The organism is Streptomyces sp. SAT1 (assembly GCF_001654495.1).
GTDB lineage: Bacteria > Actinomycetota > Actinomycetes > Streptomycetales > Streptomycetaceae > Streptomyces > Streptomyces andamanensis.
On sequence record NZ_CP015849.1, the window covers coordinates 2487016 to 2504057 of the forward strand.

Sequence of the window (17042 nt, forward strand, 5' to 3'; positions counted from 1 at the left end):
GATGCGCGAGCTGCGGGTCCTGCACATCATCACCGGCCTCGGCGTGGGCGGCGCGGAGCAGCAGTTGCGGCTGCTGCTGCGCCATCTGCCCGTCTCCTGCGACGTGGTGACGCTCACCCGGCCCGGCGCGGTCGCCGCCGGGCTGAGCGCCGACGGCGTCCGCGTCGTCCACCTCGGCATGGGCGGCAACCGCGACCTGTCCGCGCTGCCGCGCCTGGTCCGGGTGATCCGCGCGGGCCGCTACGACCTCGTGCACACCCACCTGTACCGGGCCTGCCTGTACGGCAGGATCGCCGCCCGGCTGGCCGGTGTCCGCGCGGTCGTCGCCACCGAGCACTCCCTCGGCGAAGGGCAGCTGGAGGGGCGCCCGCTGACGGCGGGGGTGCGCGCGCTGTACCTGGCCGGGGAACGGCTCGGCTCCACCACGGTGGCCGTCTCCGCCACGGTGGCCGACCGGCTCCAGCGCTGGGGCGTGCCCGCGCCGCGCATCGAGGTCGTCCCCAACGGCATCGACCTGGACCGCTTCCGCTTCGACGCGGCCCGGCGCGCCGCCACCCGCCGCCGTCTGGGCCTGCCCGAGGACGCGTACGTGATCGGCGGCATCGGACGGCTGGCCGCGGGCAAGCGCTTCGACGTCGTGGTCCGCGCCCTGGCCCGGCTGCCCCGTGACCACTGGCTGCTGCTGGTGGGCGGCGGCCCCGAGGAGAGCGTGCTGCGCCGCACCGCCCATGAGGCGGGGGTCGCCGACCGGGTGCTGTTCGCCGGGGAGCGGCCCTGCGCGCCGGACGGCTCGGCGGGCCCCGATCTGCCCGCGCTGGCCGCCGCGATGGACGTGCTCGCCTCGCCGTCCCCGCAGGAGGCGTTCGGTCTCGCGGTCGTGGAGGCGCTGGCCGCCGGGCTGCCCGTGCTGTACGCCTCCTGCCCGGCCGTGGAGGACCTGCCCGCGCACGCCGCCGCGGGCGCCCGGCGCGTCCGGGGCGGCCCCGAGGCGTACGCCCGCGCGATCACCGAGGTACGCGCCCAGGGCCCGCTCCCCCGTACGCCCCCGGACGCGGCCCGCCACTACAGCATCGCCCGCACCGCCGCCCGACTCCTGGACGTGTACACGGCCACCCTGTCCGCCACCGCGCCCCGGCCCCCGGGCCGCCCCGCCCCGATCCCACCCCAGGAAGCGACCACCCCATGACCGAGCAACCGCCCCGGCCCCGCCGCCTGTCCCTCGCCCGTGTCCGGCGTCTGCCGCCCTGGTCCCTGGTCGCGGCCGGCACCGTGGCCGGCGGACTGCTCGGCGGCGCCTACGGCGTCCTCGCGCCGCCCGTCTACTCGGCCACCAGCTATGTCGTGGCCGTCCCCGACCAGAAGTCCGACCCGGCCGCCGCGCTCGGTTTCGCGCAGGCGTACGGGCGGGTCGCCACCCAGGTCGCGGTGCTCGGGGACGCCCAGCGGCAGGCGGGCGTGCCGGTGCGGACCCTGCGGCGCGACGTGCGCGCGGAGACCTCGCCCGACGCGCCGATGATCGCCGTGACCGCCACCGCGGGCCGTCCGGGTCCGGCCGCCGCCATGGCCGACGCCGTCTCCGACGCGCTCGCCCGGCACGCCGCGGACACCACGGGCAGCACGCACATCTCGCTCGTCCGCTTCGCGCGCGCCGTACGCCCCACCGACCCGTCCTCGGCGTCCCCGGCGGTGACCGGCCTGGTCGGGGCGAGCGCGGGTGGTCTGCTCGGCGGCCTGGCCCTGCTGGTACGGCCCCGGCGGACCACGCCCGGCGACCCCGCGCACCCCCCGGCGGTGCCCGGACCGGCCCCCGCCGCCGACGTCCACGGCCGGCTGTGACCACCGCCCGCCTCGCGCCCCCGCCGCGCGCGGCACACCCCGGCCTCACGACGGAACTCGTCACCGACGCGCGCGCCTTCGCCGCCCTCGCCCCGCAGTGGACCCGCCTGGCCGGACACTGCGCGGCCGCCACCCCCTTCCAGAGCCACGCCTGGCTGCACTCCTGGTGGCAGTCGTACGGCACCCCGGGGCGGCTGCGGCTCCACCTGGTCCGCGAGGGCGCCGAACTGGTCGCCGCCGCGCCCCTCATGCTGCGCCGCGCGCCGGTGCCCGCGCTGGTCCCGCTCGGCGGCGCGATCTCCGACTACGCCGACGTCCTGATCGACGACCGGCGCCCCGGCCCGGCGGCCGACGCGCTCACCGGGGCGCTGGCCGGGGCCGCCCGCACCGCGCTGATCGACCTCCCCGAGGTCCGGCCCGGCAGCGCCGTCGAACAGGTCTACGACCGCTGGGACGGCCCCCGGCACCGCGCGCCGGGCTCGCTCTGCCTGGAGCTGCCCGCCCTGCCCCTGGACGGGCTGGTCGCCCGGCTGCCGTCCGCCAGGGCCCAGCGGGTCCGCGCCCAACTGCGCAGGCTGCGCGCGCTCGGTGTGGAACGGCGTGTCGTACGCCCCGAGGAGGCCGGCGCGGCCGTACGGCGGCTGCTCGCGCTGCACCGGCTCCAGTGGCAGGGCCGCGGGGTCACCCCGGAGCATCTGCGGACGCGCTTCCACGAGCACCTGGCGCGGGCGGCGGGCCCGATGGCGCGCGCCGGGGAGGCGGTGGTGACCGAGTTCCGGCTCGACGGCGAGGTGGTGGCCGTGGACCTCACCCTGCGCTCCGGCAGCCTGCTGGGCGGCTATCTGTACGGTGCCCATCCGCTGCTGCGCGAACGCAAGGCCGATGTGGCGGTGATGCTGCTGGAGGCGTGCGCCGCGCACAGCGGCGACGGCACCCCGGACACGCTGAGCCTGCTGCGCGGCGACGAACCCTACAAGCACCGCTGGCGCCCCCGCCCGGTCGCCAACGAGCGGCTGCTGCTGGCCCGGCGGCGCACGGCGCCCCTGCTGTCCGCCGCGCTCTGCGCGGCGGCCGGCCGCGCCCGCGCCAGGGACCTGCGGGAACTGTTCCGGCGCGGGAGGAGCCGCGTGCGCGGTGGCCTAGCGGACACGTGACCGGCCGTCGGCCACGGGCGCCGCGAGCGGTACGGGGGCCGGTTCCGAGGGCGGCGCCGGGGCCGAAGACGGTGTCGGGGCCGAAGGCGGTGCCTCGGGCAGGGCCTGAGGTGGTGTCAGGGCCGACGGCTGAGGCGGGGTCGGGGCGGGCGCCGGTCGCAGGGTCGGGGTCGGGGTCGGGGCGGCCTGGGGCAGGAGCGGGATGGCCGGGGGTGTGGGCGTCGGGGCGATGAGGTCCGTACGGCCGAAGAGGACCGCGCGGTAGACGCGCGAGGAGGCCGGGTTGGCCGCGCACTGCCAGACACCGTGCGGGCAGTAGTCGGTCAGGGTGTTGTAGAGCGGCCGGTGCGCGTCGAACCAGGCGAGCATGGACCGCATGTACGCGGCGTTGTCGCCGTTGCGGAACAGCCCCCACTCCGGGTAGGAGACGGGCTTGCGGTGCGCCTTGGCGAAGTCCACGTGCGCCTGGAGCCCGTACGGCTCGCGCACCTGCTGGTCGAAGGTCAGGCCGGTCGGCTGGTCGTAGGAGTCCATGCCGACGATGTCGACGACGTCGTCGCCCGGGTAGCACTCGGTCCAGGGCACCGCGTCCCGGCCGCGGTTCGGCGCGAAGTCGAAGCGGAACCGCTGGCCCGGCACGGAGCGCATCGCGGTGACGATGTGCCGCCAATAGGTCTTCCACGCCTCCGGGTCGGGGCCGCAACGGTGGGTGTAGGTGGTGCCGTTCATCTCCCAGCCGAGCACGAGCACCGTGTCCGGCGCCCGCAGCGCGACCAGCCGCTGGGCGAGGGCGCGGAAGTGCGCGTCGAACAGCCCGGCGGCGCCCTGCCGCAGCAGGTAACGCACCTGGCCGTCGGAGAAGTGGTCCTCGTTGCGCTCCAGCAGCGGGACGTTGAGGACGAGCAGCCGGTCGGGCCGCTGCTGCCGCCACTGCGCCCAGACGTCGAGGAAGCCGGGGGCGCCCTCGATGTCGCGCCAACGGTCGCCGGGCAGATAGGTGTGGCCGACGCGCAGTTCGGCGCCGCCCAGCCAGCTGCTGAGCTGTGCCATCCGGGCCACGCCCCGCGCGTCCGACTCCAGGAAGGCCCCGAAGGCGGGCCGCCGCATGCCGGGCACCTGCGCCGGGAGCGGCACCGGGACCGGGGAGGCGGTGGGAGGAGCGGGCGGAGCGGGAGGAGAAGGCGTGGCGGCGGGCGGATCCGGTGGGACCAGGGGCGTGCCGGGCGGGAGCAGCACCGGCGAGGAAGGGTCCGCCACCGGTGAGGCGGTGTCCGCCACCGGTGAGCCGGGCGGCGCCGGGGACGGACTCGTCTGCGGCGCGGGCGGATTCGGCGGCGCCGCCGGTCCCGGGTCCGCCGCCCCTGTCGCGGCCCCGCAGGCCAGGGCGGCCGATACGACGGCCGCCGCCGTGACGGCGGCCAGCCTCCGGTTCCCGCGTCGCCGTGCAGCCATGCCCGCTCCTTCCCTCACGCCGTCACAAAGGACTCTGACGGGTCGTCAGCGTGTCCTATGAAGTCAGGCACGGGAGGAGCGGCGGCGCCACCGCCGGTACGGCCTTCGGGTGCGCCGCGCCGCCGGCCGGGTGACATCGCCCGGAAACGGCCGCCGCCGCGACCGGCCGCCGGGGCGGCTCGGTCGCGGCGGCCTTGCGTCGGCCCCGCGGGCGGACTACCGGTGGGAACCGGCGGACCGGCCGCGGCGGTAGAGGACGGTGCCGCCGGCGATCAGCACCGCGCTGACGGCCGAGGCACCGATGAGCGCGCCGGTGTTGCCGCTGCCGGTCTCCGCCATCTGCGGCGGGGTGTGCTCGACGGGCGGCGGGGTGGTGTGGTGCGTGGCCGGCGGAGTGCTCGGCGGGGTGGCGGGCGGAGTGGCGGGCGGGGTGCTCGGCGGCGGGGTCGAGCACGGGCCCGGGGAGGGCTCCTCGCCGTACGCGCCGGAGGAGGGCTGCTCCCCGTAGGCGCCCTGGTCGTCGCAGTCGGGGGTGTGCGACGGCGGCGGGGTGGGCTTCTCGGTGTGGTCCGAGACGTTGGCGCACTTGTTGCCGAACGCGGGGTTGAGCGCGGCCGCCGCGTCGACGGTGTTGCCGCAGGCGTTCACCGGTACCTCGACCGGCGCCTGGATGGTGTTGCCGGACAGCACGCCGGGCGAACCCGCGCTGACTCCGTCCGCCGTCGAGTCGGCGAAAGCGGCGCTGCCGTACAGGGACAGCACGCTCGTCGCGGCTGCCGCCGCGAACACTCCCCTGCTCAGGGTCTGTCGCAATCTAGTGGTCTTCCTGCTCGAAGCCGCCGGGGCGGCTTGAGGAACGTTCAGATGAGGGAGGGCCGGCCCTGGGTCGCGAGTTCGACGTCCAAGGCCGGCCCTGACACGGCCGGGAAGGCCGGTGTGCCCGCGCGATCAGCCGTTGACGCAGGTGTTGCCGAACGTGGGGTTCAGCAGCGCGATGATGTCGATGGTGTTGCCGCACACGTTGATCGGGACGTGCACGGGGACCTGGATGGTGTTGCCGGAGATGACACCCGGCGAACCGACGGCGGCGCCCTCCGCGCCCGCGTCGGCGAAGGCGGGGGCGGCCATGCCCAGAGCCAGGATGGCGCCGGTCACGACAGCGACGCTCTTCTTCATGGAAGTTCCCTTCTCGGGGCGATGCGCCCCAATGACGGCGAGAAACCCAGTGAGCACGACCTCGAAAGTCGCGGCACTGAACGAGGAATAGACGTATTGGAAAACGGCGGAACGTAGATCGCCCGACAATTCACTCGATTGCCCCGCGCACCGTACGCCTCGCCCTCGGCTGCTCGGGCGAAAGAGTCCTGCGGAAAAGCCCAGGGCGACCGCCGGCGCAGCAGCGGACGGCCCTGGGCCGGCCGGAGTCGGCTCAGCTCTCGCCGTTGGCCGAGAGGACCGACAGGTCCTCCAGGATGTGCGACAGCGCGCCGTCCCGCTTGGCCTGGGTGGAGTTGTCCGAGCACTGCTGGTTCTGCCGGTCCGACAGGATCGGCACGTCCTGGACGTTGACCAGCTGGAGCACGCCGACGTTGGTCTCGTTCAGACCCAGGCACGGCTTGTTGAGCGTGCCCTCGATCAGCGAGAGCTGGGGGCTCATGTCGCCCCTCGTCGCCGAGTTGCCGAACGACGACGTGGCGCCGACACCGTTGGCGACGGACGGGCCGTTGTCGTTCCCGATGGCAAGCGCCGCGGGAGCAGCCGCCACCGATCCACCGACGACAGTTGCGGCGGCCGCAGCGGCGACCATTGCCTTCTTGAGCACTGCGCGTTCCTTTCCTCGTAGCGACGCAGGTCCTACTGCCTCCTCAACACGAGGGGAGATGTTTGGTTGCGGGGGTTCACCCGGTTGGCCCGCATGGCGTTCCCGAACGCCTGAAAATCACGGAGTCCGGAAAACACACAAACACTTCGCCGCATCCGCCGTGGGAGTGAACGGGAGAAACCCGTGCGCCTGAGGGGAGTTGACCAGAACGCTCCGGAGACGGGGTTTCCTCAGAAAGGACCGGCCAGTGATCAAGAAGTTTGTCGCCACCGCCGCCATCGCCGCCTCCGCGATGGGTGCCACCGCCGCCGCGGCCCCGCAGGCCCTCGCGATCGGCAACGACAGCGGCCCCACCGCCACGAACGGCAACGGCGCGTGGCAGAGCTACGGCAACGCGACGACGTACGGGAACATGAGCCCGCAGATGGCGCTCATCCAGGGGTCGTTCAACCGGCCGTGCATCGCGGTGGGCGAGCTGCCGGTCGGCGTGCTCCAGGCCGTGAACGTCCAGGACATCCCGATCCTGTCGGACCGGCAGAACCAGCAGTGCGCGGAGAACTCCACGCAGGCCAAGCGCGACGGCGCGCTGGCGCACCTGCTGGAGGACGTGTCGATCCTGTCGGCGAACAGCGAGCGCTGAGCGTCCCGGGCCGCCACGAGGAGCGGGCCGCCGAGTGTGCTCGGCGGCCCGCTCCCGTGTGTCCGGACGGCGGGGCTGCCCGCCTACGACACCACGTCCTTGCGGGCGAAGCCGCGGAAGGCGAGGGCGAAGAGCACCAGCGCGTAGGCGACGGAGACCGCCGTGCCCTGGATCATCCCGGCCCACTCGGGGTGCGGCTGCACGGCGTCGGCCCAGGCGAACTGCCAGTGCGCGGGCAGGAAGTCGCGCCAGTGGCCCAGCGCCGTGACGGCGTCCAGGACGTTGCCCACGATGGTCAGCCCGACCGCGCCGCCGACCGCGCCCAGCGGCGCGTCGGTCCGCGTGGACAGCCAGAACGCGAGCCCGGCGGTGACCAGCTGGGAGACGAAGACGTACGCCACGACCACCACGAGGCGCTGGGCGGCGGTGCCCGCGCCGAGCGCGCCGCCGGTGGGGATCTGGAGCGGGCCCCAGCCGTAGGCGGCGGTGCCGACGGCGAGCGCGACCACGGGCAGCAGCACCATGGCGGCCAGGCTCAGGCCGAGCCCGACGACGAGCTTGGACCACAGCAGCCGGGCCCTGGGCACGGGCGCGGCCAGCAGATAGCGCAGCGAGGACCAGCTCGCCTCCGAGGCGACGGTGTCCCCGCAGAACAGCGCCACCGGGATCACCAGCAGGAAGCCGGCCGAGACGAACAGGTTGACCGCGGCGAAGTTGGCGCCCGACGCGGTGGCCGTGTCCATCAGGGTCACCTGGTTGTTGCGGCCGCCCGGGTCGCCGCCGATCGCGAAGGCCACGGCGAGCACGAACGGCAGGGCGGCCAGGATGCCGCCCATGATCAGGGTGCGGCGCCGCTTCAGCTGCCGGGCCAGCTCCACGCGCAGCGGCAGGGTGCGTCCGGCGCGGTAGCCGGAGGCGGTCGCCCCGGCCGCCGCTCCCTCGGTGAGCGTGCTCATGCGGAACCTCCGATCAGGGTGAGGAAGGCGTCCTCCAGGCGGCGGTGCGGGCCCACGGAGGCGACGGGCACGTCCAGCCGCACCAGCTCCACGACCAGGCGCTCGGCCGTGCCGCCGGGTTCGAGGCGGACCAGCAGGCCGTCGTCGGTGCGGACCGCCGAGGCCACGCCCGCCAGCGCGGCGACCTTCTCGGCCACGGGCTCGTCCACCGGGGCCGCGGTGCCGATCAGCAGGGTGTCGCCGGAGCCGATGATGTCGCGGACCGGACCCGCCTGGACCAGCCGTCCCCGGTCCATGACGACCAGGTGCGTGCAGGACTGCTCGACCTCGGCGAGCAGATGGCTGGAGACGATGACGGTGCGCCCGCCGGCCGCGTACCGGATCATCACCTCGCGCATCTCGCGGATCTGCGGCGGGTCGAGTCCGTTGGTCGGCTCGTCCAGGATCAGCAGGTCGGGCAGGCCCAGCATGGCCTGGGCGATGGCCAGGCGCTGGCGCATGCCCTGCGAGTAGGTGCGCACCGCGCGGGCCAGGGCGTCGCCGAGGCCGGCGATCTCCAAGGCCTCGTCCAGGTGGGCGTCCTCGGCCGGGCGGCCGGTGGCCCGCCAGTACAGCTCCAGGTTCTCCCGGCCGGACAGGTGCGGCAGGAAGCCCGCGCCCTCGACGAAGGCGCCGACTCTGGACAGGACGGGCGCGCCGGGCCGGATCGCGTGGCCGAAGACGCGGATCTCGCCCTCGTCCGGCCGGATCAGGCCCATCAGCATGCGCAGGGTGGTCGTCTTGCCCGCGCCGTTGGGTCCGAGCAGGCCGAGCACCTGGCCGCGCTCCACGCGGAAGGACAGCTCGCGCACGGCGTACCGGTCGGCGGACTTCGCGTAGCGCTTGCTGAGGCCGGTGATCTGGAGCGGGACGCCGGCGAGGGCCGGGTCGGGTGCGGGGGCCGCGGTGCGGCGGCGGGCGGTGAGCAGCAGGGCGAGGGCGAGGGCGGCGCCCGCGGCGGGCAGCCACCACACCCAGGAGGGCAGCGGGGCCGCCGCCGTGGTCACACCGGGCGCGGTGGGCACCGTCAGCGGGCCGCGCAGGGCCGCGGTGTACGTGGCGGGGGCGGCCGGGGAGGCGTAGCCGAGGTCGGTGGAGGCGAGGACCAGGCGGAGCCGGTGGCCCTTCTGCACCTCGTGGTCGATGGCCGGGAGGGTGAGCCGGACGTCCTTGCCGGCCTTGGCGCCCTCGACGCGGACCGGGGTGACCAGTTGGGCGGGCAGCACCGGGCGGGCCGAGCCGGGGCCGACGTCGTACACCTTGGCGAACAGGACCGCGTCGTCGCTGGTGGAGGTGATGTGGACGGTGGCGGTCGGGGAGCCGGTGATGCGCAGGTCGTGGTCGACGGGGGCCGACTGGAAGCTCGCGTTCTGGCCGGGGAAGTCAAGGGAGACGCCGAGGCCGAGCGCGGAGAGCTGGGTCAGTGAGCCGCCGGCCGCCCCGGCGAGGCCGGGCAGGGCGGAGACGGCGGGCGGGCTGCCGCCGGCCGGGTTCTGGAAGCGCTGGGTGCCTCCGGCCAGGGCGACGGTGTGCTCGCCGCTGCTCAGGCCGGGGTAGGCGGCCGCGCTCGCGCCGCGCAGCAGGGCGGCGCCGTCGGTGGAGTCGACGCCGCCGGTGCGGGTGACGCGGAAGGCGGGGCCGGTGGCCGCGTCCTCGTCGCCCTTGAGATAGCGGTCGAACCAGCTTTCGACGCGGTCCTGGACGCGGGCGCTCTCCAGGTCGCCGCCGTCGTGGCCGCCCGCGATCCAGTCGACGTCGACGGGCGCGCCGCCCGCCCTGATGGCCCGCTGGGCGGCGTCGGCCTGGCCGAGCGGGAAGAGCGAGTCGGTCTGGCCCTGCACCAGCAGGGTGGGCACCTTGATCCGGGCGGCGACGGCGGCCGGGGAGCGCTCCTGGAGCAGCCGGGTCGCCTCGGCGTCGGGCCGGCCGGACTCGGCGACCCGCTGGTACATCGCGCACAGCTCGGGCTGGAAGCGGGCGCAGCCGCCGCCGGAGTCGAAGAAGATCCCGGCCCAGAGCTTCTTGAAGACGCCGTTCGGGAAGAGGGCGTCCGCCAGGTTCCAGTAGGTGATCGCCGGGGCGATGGCGTCCACCCGGTGGTCGTACCCGGCGGCGAGCAGGGAGATGGCGCCGCCGTAGGAGGCGCCCGCCAGGCCGACGCGCGGGTCGCCGGGTCCGTCGAGGCGGACCTGCGGCTGCCGGGCCAGCCAGTCGATGAGCCGGCTGACGTCGGCGACCTCGCCCTTGGGGTCGTTCAGCCCGATCCTGCCGGTGGACCGGCCGAAGCCGCGGGCCGACCAGGTCAGCACCGCGTACCCGTCGGCGGCGAGGTCCTCGGCCTGCTGCCGTACGTCGTCCTTGGTGCCGCCGAAGCCGTGTCCGAGCAGGACGGCGGGGTGGCGGCCGGAGCCGGCCGGGGTGAACCAGGACGTGTCGATGCGCACGCCGGTGCCCAGGTCCATGATCCGGTCGCTCCGGTGGGCGGCGGGGCGGGCGTCGGCGGTGGCGGTCGCGGTCCAGGTGCCGGCCCCGGCGAGCACCGCGACGGCGGCCCCGGCGGCCAGCCACCGCCGGGGCCCGCGCAGCAGTGCCCGCGGTCCGGGCAGTCGCAGATCCATGCCACCACCGTACGGTCCGCCACCGACAGCGGATGCCACCGCCGGACCGAACCTCCGCCCCTCCCCCGGGAGTACGGCGCGGCGCCCGCGTACCACGACTGCGGTACGCGGGCGCCGGGCCGTGGCGTCCGGGGCGGGGGCCGCCGGGGTCAGGGCTGTGCGTCCTCCGGGATGGACACCAGCCAGCGGGTGTCGCGGCGCGGGCGGAGGTAGAAGGCCCAGTAGAGGGTGGCGACGGCCATGATGCCGCCGGTCCACAGCAGGTAGGTGACCTCCTGCATGCTGAGGATGTAGGCGAGGACCGCGATCAGCAGGACGGGGACGGCGGGCCACAGCGGCATGCGCCAGGCGGGCGTGTGCCGGTGGGCGCCGCGGCGGGCCAGCAGGGCGGCGACCGCGACGAGCAGGTACATGGCGGTCACGGAGACACCGGTGACGCCGTAGAGGGTGTCCAGGTTGACGAAGCAGAGGACCGCGCCGGGGATGCCGACCGCGAGCGTGGCGACCCAGGGGGAGCCGAAGCGGCCGAGCTTGGCGAAGACGGTGTTGACCGGTCCGGGCCACGCCTTGTCGCGGGCGGAGGCGAACAGCACGCGGGAGTTCTGGATGACCATGACGATGCCCGCGTTGATGATGGCGAGGGCCACGCAGAGGCTGACGAAGGTGCCGACGGCGGAGTTGGACCAGGCGGTCACCATCGAGCTGAGGTCGCCGCCGGTGAGCTCCTTGATGTCGGAGGCGCCCATGGTGATGGCGACGACCGGCACCAGGATGATCACGGTGGAGATGGCGAGGGTGGCGAGGACGGTGCGGGCGACGTTGCGGCGCGGGTGCTCCAGTTCCTCGGAGAGGTAGACGGCGGTGGAGAAGCCCTGGGTGATGAACAGGGCGATGGCGAGTCCGGAGACCACCAGCATGGCCGTCACGGTGTCCGTGTGGCCGTCGCCGCCGGCGACCCGCATGGAGACCAGGCTGCCCGCGCCGCGGTGGCTGTGGGCGAAGCCGAGGACGGCGACCACACCGGCGGCGATGACCTCCAGGACCAGGAAGATGCCGGTGATCCAGGCGTTGGCGCGCAGGTCGAGCAGTCCGGCGAGGGTGGCGAGCAGCATCACGCCGGCGCCGGTCATCGCCGGGTCGAGGTGCACGAGCGGCGCCAGGTAGTCCGCGGTGCCCATGGCGATCACGGGCGGCACGATCATGACGACCAGCAGCGACAGCACGAAGACCAGCCAGCCCGCGAGCCGTCCGGCCATCGTGGAGACCATCGCGTACTCGCCGCCCGCGCTGGGGATGAGGGTGCCCAGCTCGGAGTAGCAGAACGCGACGGCGATGCAGAGCAGCGAGCCGATGGCGATGGTGAGGGCGGTGGCGGTGCCGAGCGAGCCGAACAGGTCGGGCACGACCACGAAGAGGGTGGAGGCGGGGGTGACGCACGAGAGGGTCAGCAGGGTGCCGCCGACGACGCCGATGGAGCGCTTGAGCTGCTGGGGGCTGCCCGTCGTTCCGTCGGGGCTGCCGGTCGCCGGTGCGACGGCGTCGTCGACAGGGCGGAGCGTGTCGGTCATGCGGCGGTTCCGATCGACTCGTGCGTCAGTGATGGGGGCTCGGGAGCGCTATCGCCTCCGGCGGCTTCGGTCGTACGTTCTCGTCATGTCGTCCGCTCCCGGCGCGAGCATGGAATCCCGACGAAAACCGTCCCGTCAATGGCTGTTCACCTTCGGAATCCGCACCTGGGACAGGGCCGTTCACGTATCAGTTTCACAGGCAACATTGCCGCGACACCATATTCATCAAGCCTGAGCGAATGGTGACCTTGCTTTCGAAGGAGTCATCACGGGTGAACCTGTGCCACCCGTTTCCTCCCCCGGAAACGGGAATCGCAGAGCCGGGCGCAAAAAAAGTCGCGGCCGTCCGGTATCCGGACGGCCGCGAAGGGGGTTCGCGTCACGCTCAGTGGTTGCGCGGGAACCCGAGGTCGACACCGGCCGGGGCCTCGGACGGGTCGGGCCAGCGGGTGGTGACGACCTTGCCGCGGGTGTAGAAGTGCGTGCCGTCGTTGCCGTAGATGTGGTGGTCGCCGAAGAGCGAGTCCTTCCAGCCGCCGAAGGAGTGGTAGCCCACCGGCACCGGGATCGGCACGTTCACGCCGACCATGCCGGCCTCGATCTCCAGCTGGAAGCGGCGGGCGGCGCCGCCGTCCCGGGTGAAGATCGCGGTGCCGTTGCCGAACGGCGAGGCGTTGATCAGGGCCACGCCGTCCTCGTAGGTGTCCACGCGCAGCACGCACAGCACCGGGCCGAAGATCTCGTCCTGGTACGCCTTCGCGGTCGTCGGCACCCGGTCGAGCAGCGACAGGCCGATCCAGTGGCCGTCCTCGTAGCCCTCCACGGTGTAGCCGGTGCCGTCCAGGACGACCTCGCAGCCCTCCTCGGCGGCGCCCTTCACATAGGAGGCGACCTTGTCGCGGTGGGCGGCGGTGATCAGCGGGCCCATCTCGGAGTCCGGGTCGGTGCCGGGACCGATCCTGATCTTTTCGGCGCGCTCGCGGATCTTCTCCACCAGCTCGTCGGCGACCGACCCGACCGCGACGACGGCGGAGATGGCCATGCAGCGCTCACCGGCCGAGCCGTACGCCGCCGAGACCGCCGCGTCCGCCGCCGCGTCCAGGTCGGCGTCGGGCAGCACCAGCATGTGGTTCTTGGCACCGCCGAGCGCCTGGACGCGCTTGCCGTGCGCCGAGGCCGTGGTGTGGATGTAGCGGGCGATCGGGGTGGAGCCGACGAAGGAGACCGCCTTGACGTCCGGGTGCTCCAGGAGGCGGTCGACGGCCACCTTGTCGCCCTGGACGACGTTGAACACGCCGTCGGGCAGCCCGGCCTCGGCCAGCAGCTCGGCGATCCGCAGCGCCGCCGAGGGGTCCTTCTCGCTGGGCTTGAGCACGAAGGTGTTGCCGCAGGCGATGGCGATCGGGAACATCCACAGCGGGACCATCGCCGGGAAGTTGAACGGCGTGATGCCCGCGACCACGCCCAGCGGCTGCCGGATCGAGGACACGTCCACGCGCGTGGCGACCTGCGTCGACAGCTCGCCCTTCAGCTGCACGTTGATGCCGCAGGCCAGGTCGACGATCTCCAGGCCGCGCGCGACCTCGCCGAGCGCGTCGGAGTGCACCTTGCCGTGCTCGGCGGTGATCAGCGCGGCGATCTCGTCGCGGTGCGCGTCCAGCAGCGCCCGGAAGCGGAACATGACCGAGGTGCGCTGCGCCAGCGAGGACTGCCCCCAGGAGCGGTAGGCGTCCCGGGCGGCGGCCACGGCCGCGTCCACCTCGGCCACGGAGGCGAACGCCACCCGGGTGGTGACCGCGCCGGTCGCCGGGTCCGTGACCGGACCGTACGACCCGGAGGCGCCTTCTACGGCCTTCCCGCCGATCCAGTGGTTGACGGTCTTGGTCATGCCGGGTCACTCCTTCGCAGATGGCGGCGTCGGGTCGAGACGTGCCGTTCGTGGGGCTCGCGTGCCGGGGCCCGCCGAGGCCGGGGGCGGCCCCGGAAGGGGGCCGGGACCGCCGGTGCGGGGCGCGGCCGCCGTCACATGACCATCCCACCAGCAACGCGCCCGGAGCGCGCCCGACACTGTGTCTGCGGTTCACCGGTCGGCGTAGACACATGTGGGAGTGTCCCCGGCACCGCCGCGGGGCGCGGGGGCGGCGGCAGGCCGCAGCAGCGGCGGAGACCTCCGGCGCGGGAGCCGTAGCGGGCGGGGAGTCGTCGCTCGCACTTCGCTCCTGCCAGGGCGAAGCGGTCTCCCGCGCCGGAGGCGATCGATGGCCGGCCGGCGCGCGCTGTCCGGATGGTGTCACCCAACACGCGCCTGCCGCCCGGGGTTTGGCACTCTCCCCCGGCCGGACCGACGGGTACCTGCACCGTACAACCGGCGTGCGCGGTACGCCGAGGGCCCGCCGCGCCCGGGGCCGCGCCCCCGGGCCGGAGGTCCGGGCCGGGCGTCCGGCCTCACCGCACCGCGCCCGCCGCGAGGGCCGATTCCACCTCGGCCGCGGTGGGCATCGCGGAGGAGCACTCCAGCCGGGAGGCGACGATGGCGCCGGCGGCGTTGGCGTACCGCATGACGTGCGCCAAGTCCCAGCCGGCGAGCAGCCCGTGGCAGAGGGAGCCGCCGAAGGCGTCCCCGGCGCCGAGGCCGTTGAGCACCTCGACCGGCAGCGGCGGCACCTCGGCGGCGCGGCCCGCGCGGTCGAGGGCGAGCACGCCCGCCGGGCCCTGCTTGACGACCGCCAGCTCGGCCCCGGCGTCCAGCAGGGCACGGGCGGCGGCCCGCGGCTCGCGCACCCCGGTGGCCACCTCCACCTCGTCCAGGTTGCCGACGGCGACGGTGGCGTGCCGCAGGGCCTCGGCGTAGAAGGGGCGGGCGGCGGCCGGGTCGGTCCAGAACGCCGGGCGCCAGTCGAGGTCGAAGACGGTGTGCCCGGACCGCGCCCGGTGGGCGAGCGCGGCCAGCGTCGCCGTGCGGCTCGGCTCCTCGCTCAGCCCGGTGCCGGTGACCCAGAAGACCCGGGCGCCCGCGACGGCCGGCAGATCGAGGTCAGGGGCGTCGATCTCCAGGTCGGGCGCCTTGGGACGGCGGTAGAAGTAGAGCGGGAAGTCGTCCGGCGGGAACACCTCGCAGAAGGTGACCGGCGTCGGCAGTGCGGGCACCGCCGTGACATAGCGGTCGTCGACGCCGAAGCCGCGCAGCGCCTCGTGCAGGTAGTCGCCGAACGGGTCCTCCCCGGTCCGGGTGATCACCGCCGTACGGCGGCCGAGGCGGGCCGCGGCGACCGCGACGTTGGCCGCCGAGCCGCCCAGGAACTTGCCGAAGGCGGAGACGCGGGAGAGCGGCACGCCCGTCTGGAGCGGATAGAGGTCGACCCCGATCCGCCCCATGGTGATCACGTCGTACACCATCGGCTCCCCTTCGCGTCGGCTCCCCCGGTTCTAGTGCCGGAGGCGGAAGCCTGTCAATGCTTTGTCCGGACATTCGGACGAGAAGGGAACGTGTGGGGGAAGCCCGGGAGAAGCCCGAGGGACACCCGGCGCACATCTGCCCCGTAGGCAACCTTCCCGTCACACATGTCCCGATTCCGTGACACGGCGGTCACAGCCGTACGACAGGCCCTTGCCGCTGCCGCGCGCGCCTCGTTCACGCGGCACAGGCTCTCTTGATCGCCGGCGCCGCGCCCGGCCCCCCGGCGGCCTTCCGGACCGCCTCCGTGGCGCGCGCGGGGAGGTGCACACCATGACCGACCGAACACTCTGGTCGTACAAGGAGATCGCGGCCCACATCCGGGTGCAGCCCGACACCGTGCGGTCCTACCGCAAACACGGCCTGCTGCCGCCACCCGACCGGGTCGAGGGCGGGCGCCCCTTCTGGTACGCCGACACGGTGCGCGCCTGGGCGGCCGCCCGGCCGGGCAACCGGGGCCGCAGGTCCGGCTGAGGCCCCGCCGCCCCGGCGCGGTCGGGGGCCCCTCAGCTCCCCGGGTCGATGACCGTGACCCCGGCGCCCGGCGCGGTTCCCATGACGGCGCCGGGCGCGGCGGGTGCGGCAGGTGCGGCGGATGCGGCAGGTGCGGCGGATGCGGCAGGTGCGGCCGCCAGGCCGACGGTGGAGGTGTCCAGGAGCCGGGGCGTACGCGCCGGAGGCGACCGGGCGCGCAGCGGTACCGGGCAGGCGCGCGCGGCCATGCCGTGATTGCCGAGGAGTTCCAGCACCAGAGCGACGGCGCGGGCCATGAGGACCGGCGGGCGCGGTGCCGGTCACCGAGAGCGGGCAGGCCGACCTGGGCGTGACGGCCCCGGCCGGCCCTGCCGGTCGCCCGCCGCGCGGACGGGGCAGGCGCCGCAGGCGCAGACGAGGGGGGCGGTCGCGGGGCCGCCGCCGCGTACTTCGGCCGGCCCCCCCCGAACCGTTCGAACAGCGCCGCCCGCGTCGTCCGCCCTCACCCTCGCCCTCGCCCTCACCGGAGGGAACCGGTCAGGGCGACACCCCCGGAAACCACCGGCGGCCGCACCGCCCCATTCCTTTGATAAATACCCCCTAGGGGTATAGTGTCGAATGCAGTGAGCCCCTCTGGGCCACTCCCATCCCGCACACCACGACGAGGAGAGCGACATGACCGCCCAGACCGAGACCCCGGACACCGTCACCACCGTCTACAAGGTGAGCGGCATGAGCTGCGGACACTGCGAGGGCTCCGTCTCCGCCGAGATCTCCGAGCTGCCCGGGGTCAGCTCGGTGAAGGCCGTCGCCTCCACCGGCGAGGTCACCGTGGTCTCCGCCGCCCCGCTGGAGGAGGCCGCCGTGCGCGCCGCGGTGGACGAGGCCGGCTTCGAGCTCGTCGGCCGCGCCTGAACGCCCGGGGCGCTCCTCGCGCGTCCCGCGACTCTCCCTCTCGACACGTATCTCTCGACACCGGGCCGTATCGACCAGCTGATACTGGTTCTGTGCGGCCCGGTCCGCTCACTG

At 74.5% G+C, this 17042-nt stretch carries 16 protein-coding genes and 1 pseudogene; 6 read left to right on the plus strand and 11 right to left on the minus strand.

Annotated features, from left to right (window positions below; translation table 11 throughout):
- The first annotated feature begins 1 nt into the window (after window position 1).
- Genes A8713_RS10805 through A8713_RS10815 form a run of 3 tightly spaced genes read left to right on the plus strand, consistent with a single transcriptional unit; the run spans window position 2 to window position 2990 of the window.
- Window positions 2-1186: a glycosyltransferase gene (locus A8713_RS10805; protein ID WP_064533225.1), complete on the plus strand. Its 1185-nt coding sequence runs from the start codon at window positions 2-4 to the stop codon at window positions 1184-1186.
- On the plus strand, window positions 1183-1836 hold the full coding sequence (locus tag A8713_RS10810; protein ID WP_064533226.1) for a lipopolysaccharide biosynthesis protein: 654 nt from the start codon (window positions 1183-1185) through the stop codon (window positions 1834-1836). The genes A8713_RS10805 and A8713_RS10810 overlap by 4 nt, the downstream gene beginning before the upstream one ends.
- Window positions 1833-2990 (plus strand): GNAT family N-acetyltransferase, encoded by a 1158-nt coding sequence (locus A8713_RS10815; protein ID WP_064533227.1) that lies wholly within the window; start codon window positions 1833-1835, stop codon window positions 2988-2990. Before A8713_RS10810 ends, A8713_RS10815 begins: the two co-directional genes overlap by 4 nt.
- Here A8713_RS10815 and A8713_RS10820 read toward each other — a convergent pair.
- From A8713_RS10820 to A8713_RS10835, 4 genes are all read right to left on the minus strand, one after another.
- Window positions 2976-4442, minus strand: coding sequence for a glycoside hydrolase family 26 protein (locus A8713_RS10820; protein ID WP_237305343.1), 1467 nt, complete (start codon window positions 4440-4442; stop codon window positions 2976-2978). The genes A8713_RS10815 and A8713_RS10820 overlap by 15 nt on opposite strands.
- 216 nt (window positions 4443-4658) lie before the next feature.
- A complete protein-coding gene (locus A8713_RS34770; RefSeq protein WP_079158908.1) occupies window positions 4659-5255 on the minus strand; it encodes a chaplin in 597 nt (198 codons plus the stop codon).
- A 135-nt stretch (window positions 5256-5390) separates the two neighbouring features.
- A complete protein-coding gene (locus A8713_RS10830) occupies window positions 5391-5618 on the minus strand; it encodes a chaplin (RefSeq protein WP_064533230.1) in 228 nt (75 codons plus the stop codon).
- Window positions 5619-5871: 253 nt separating this feature from the next.
- The gene (locus A8713_RS10835) at window positions 5872-6264 is read right to left on the minus strand and encodes a rodlin (protein ID WP_064533231.1); all 393 of its coding nucleotides are present in this window, start codon (window positions 6262-6264) and stop codon (window positions 5872-5874) included.
- A 247-nt stretch (window positions 6265-6511) separates the two neighbouring features.
- On the opposite strand from A8713_RS10835, the gene A8713_RS10840 reads away from it, so the two are divergent.
- Window positions 6512-6904: a rodlin gene (locus A8713_RS10840; RefSeq protein WP_064533232.1), complete on the plus strand. Its 393-nt coding sequence runs from the start codon at window positions 6512-6514 to the stop codon at window positions 6902-6904.
- An 83-nt stretch (window positions 6905-6987) separates the two neighbouring features.
- On the opposite strand, the gene A8713_RS10845 is transcribed toward A8713_RS10840, so the two are convergent.
- The 6 genes and pseudogenes from A8713_RS10845 to iolC all read right to left on the minus strand — a co-directional run bounded on the left by A8713_RS10845 (window position 6988) and on the right by iolC (window position 15481).
- Window positions 6988-7860, minus strand: a complete 873-nt coding sequence (locus A8713_RS10845) for an ABC transporter permease (RefSeq protein WP_064533233.1) — start codon at window positions 7858-7860, stop codon at window positions 6988-6990.
- Window positions 7857-10517, minus strand: coding sequence for a CocE/NonD family hydrolase (locus tag A8713_RS10850; RefSeq protein ID WP_064533234.1), 2661 nt, complete (start codon window positions 10515-10517; stop codon window positions 7857-7859). Before A8713_RS10850 ends, A8713_RS10845 begins: the two co-directional genes overlap by 4 nt.
- A 149-nt stretch (window positions 10518-10666) precedes the next feature.
- A complete protein-coding gene (locus A8713_RS10855) occupies window positions 10667-12085 on the minus strand; it encodes an APC family permease (RefSeq protein WP_064533235.1) in 1419 nt (472 codons plus the stop codon).
- 385 nt (window positions 12086-12470) lie between these two features.
- Complete coding sequence (gene mmsA / locus A8713_RS10860) at window positions 12471-13973, minus strand: CoA-acylating methylmalonate-semialdehyde dehydrogenase (RefSeq protein WP_064533236.1); 1503 nt, start codon at window positions 13971-13973, stop codon at window positions 12471-12473.
- A 277-nt stretch (window positions 13974-14250) separates the two neighbouring features.
- Window positions 14251-14350, minus strand: a pseudogene (locus tag A8713_RS34920) (5-deoxy-glucuronate isomerase); the annotation flags it as partial.
- A gap of 180 nt (window positions 14351-14530) precedes the next feature.
- A complete protein-coding gene (gene iolC / locus A8713_RS10865) occupies window positions 14531-15481 on the minus strand; it encodes a 5-dehydro-2-deoxygluconokinase (RefSeq protein WP_064533237.1) in 951 nt (316 codons plus the stop codon).
- Window positions 15482-15812: 331 nt separating this feature from the next.
- On the opposite strand from iolC, the gene A8713_RS10870 reads away from it, so the two are divergent.
- Complete coding sequence (locus tag A8713_RS10870) at window positions 15813-16013, plus strand: helix-turn-helix transcriptional regulator (protein WP_018568391.1); 201 nt, start codon at window positions 15813-15815, stop codon at window positions 16011-16013.
- Between the two features lie 32 nt (window positions 16014-16045).
- On the opposite strand, the gene A8713_RS33920 is transcribed toward A8713_RS10870, so the two are convergent.
- Window positions 16046-16309: a hypothetical protein gene (locus tag A8713_RS33920; protein WP_064533238.1), complete on the minus strand. Its 264-nt coding sequence runs from the start codon at window positions 16307-16309 to the stop codon at window positions 16046-16048.
- 379 nt (window positions 16310-16688) lie between these two features.
- On the opposite strand from A8713_RS33920, the gene A8713_RS10880 reads away from it, so the two are divergent.
- Window positions 16689-16928, plus strand: coding sequence for a heavy-metal-associated domain-containing protein (locus A8713_RS10880; RefSeq protein WP_064533239.1), 240 nt, complete (start codon window positions 16689-16691; stop codon window positions 16926-16928).
- Window positions 16929-17042: the final 114 nt, after the last annotated feature.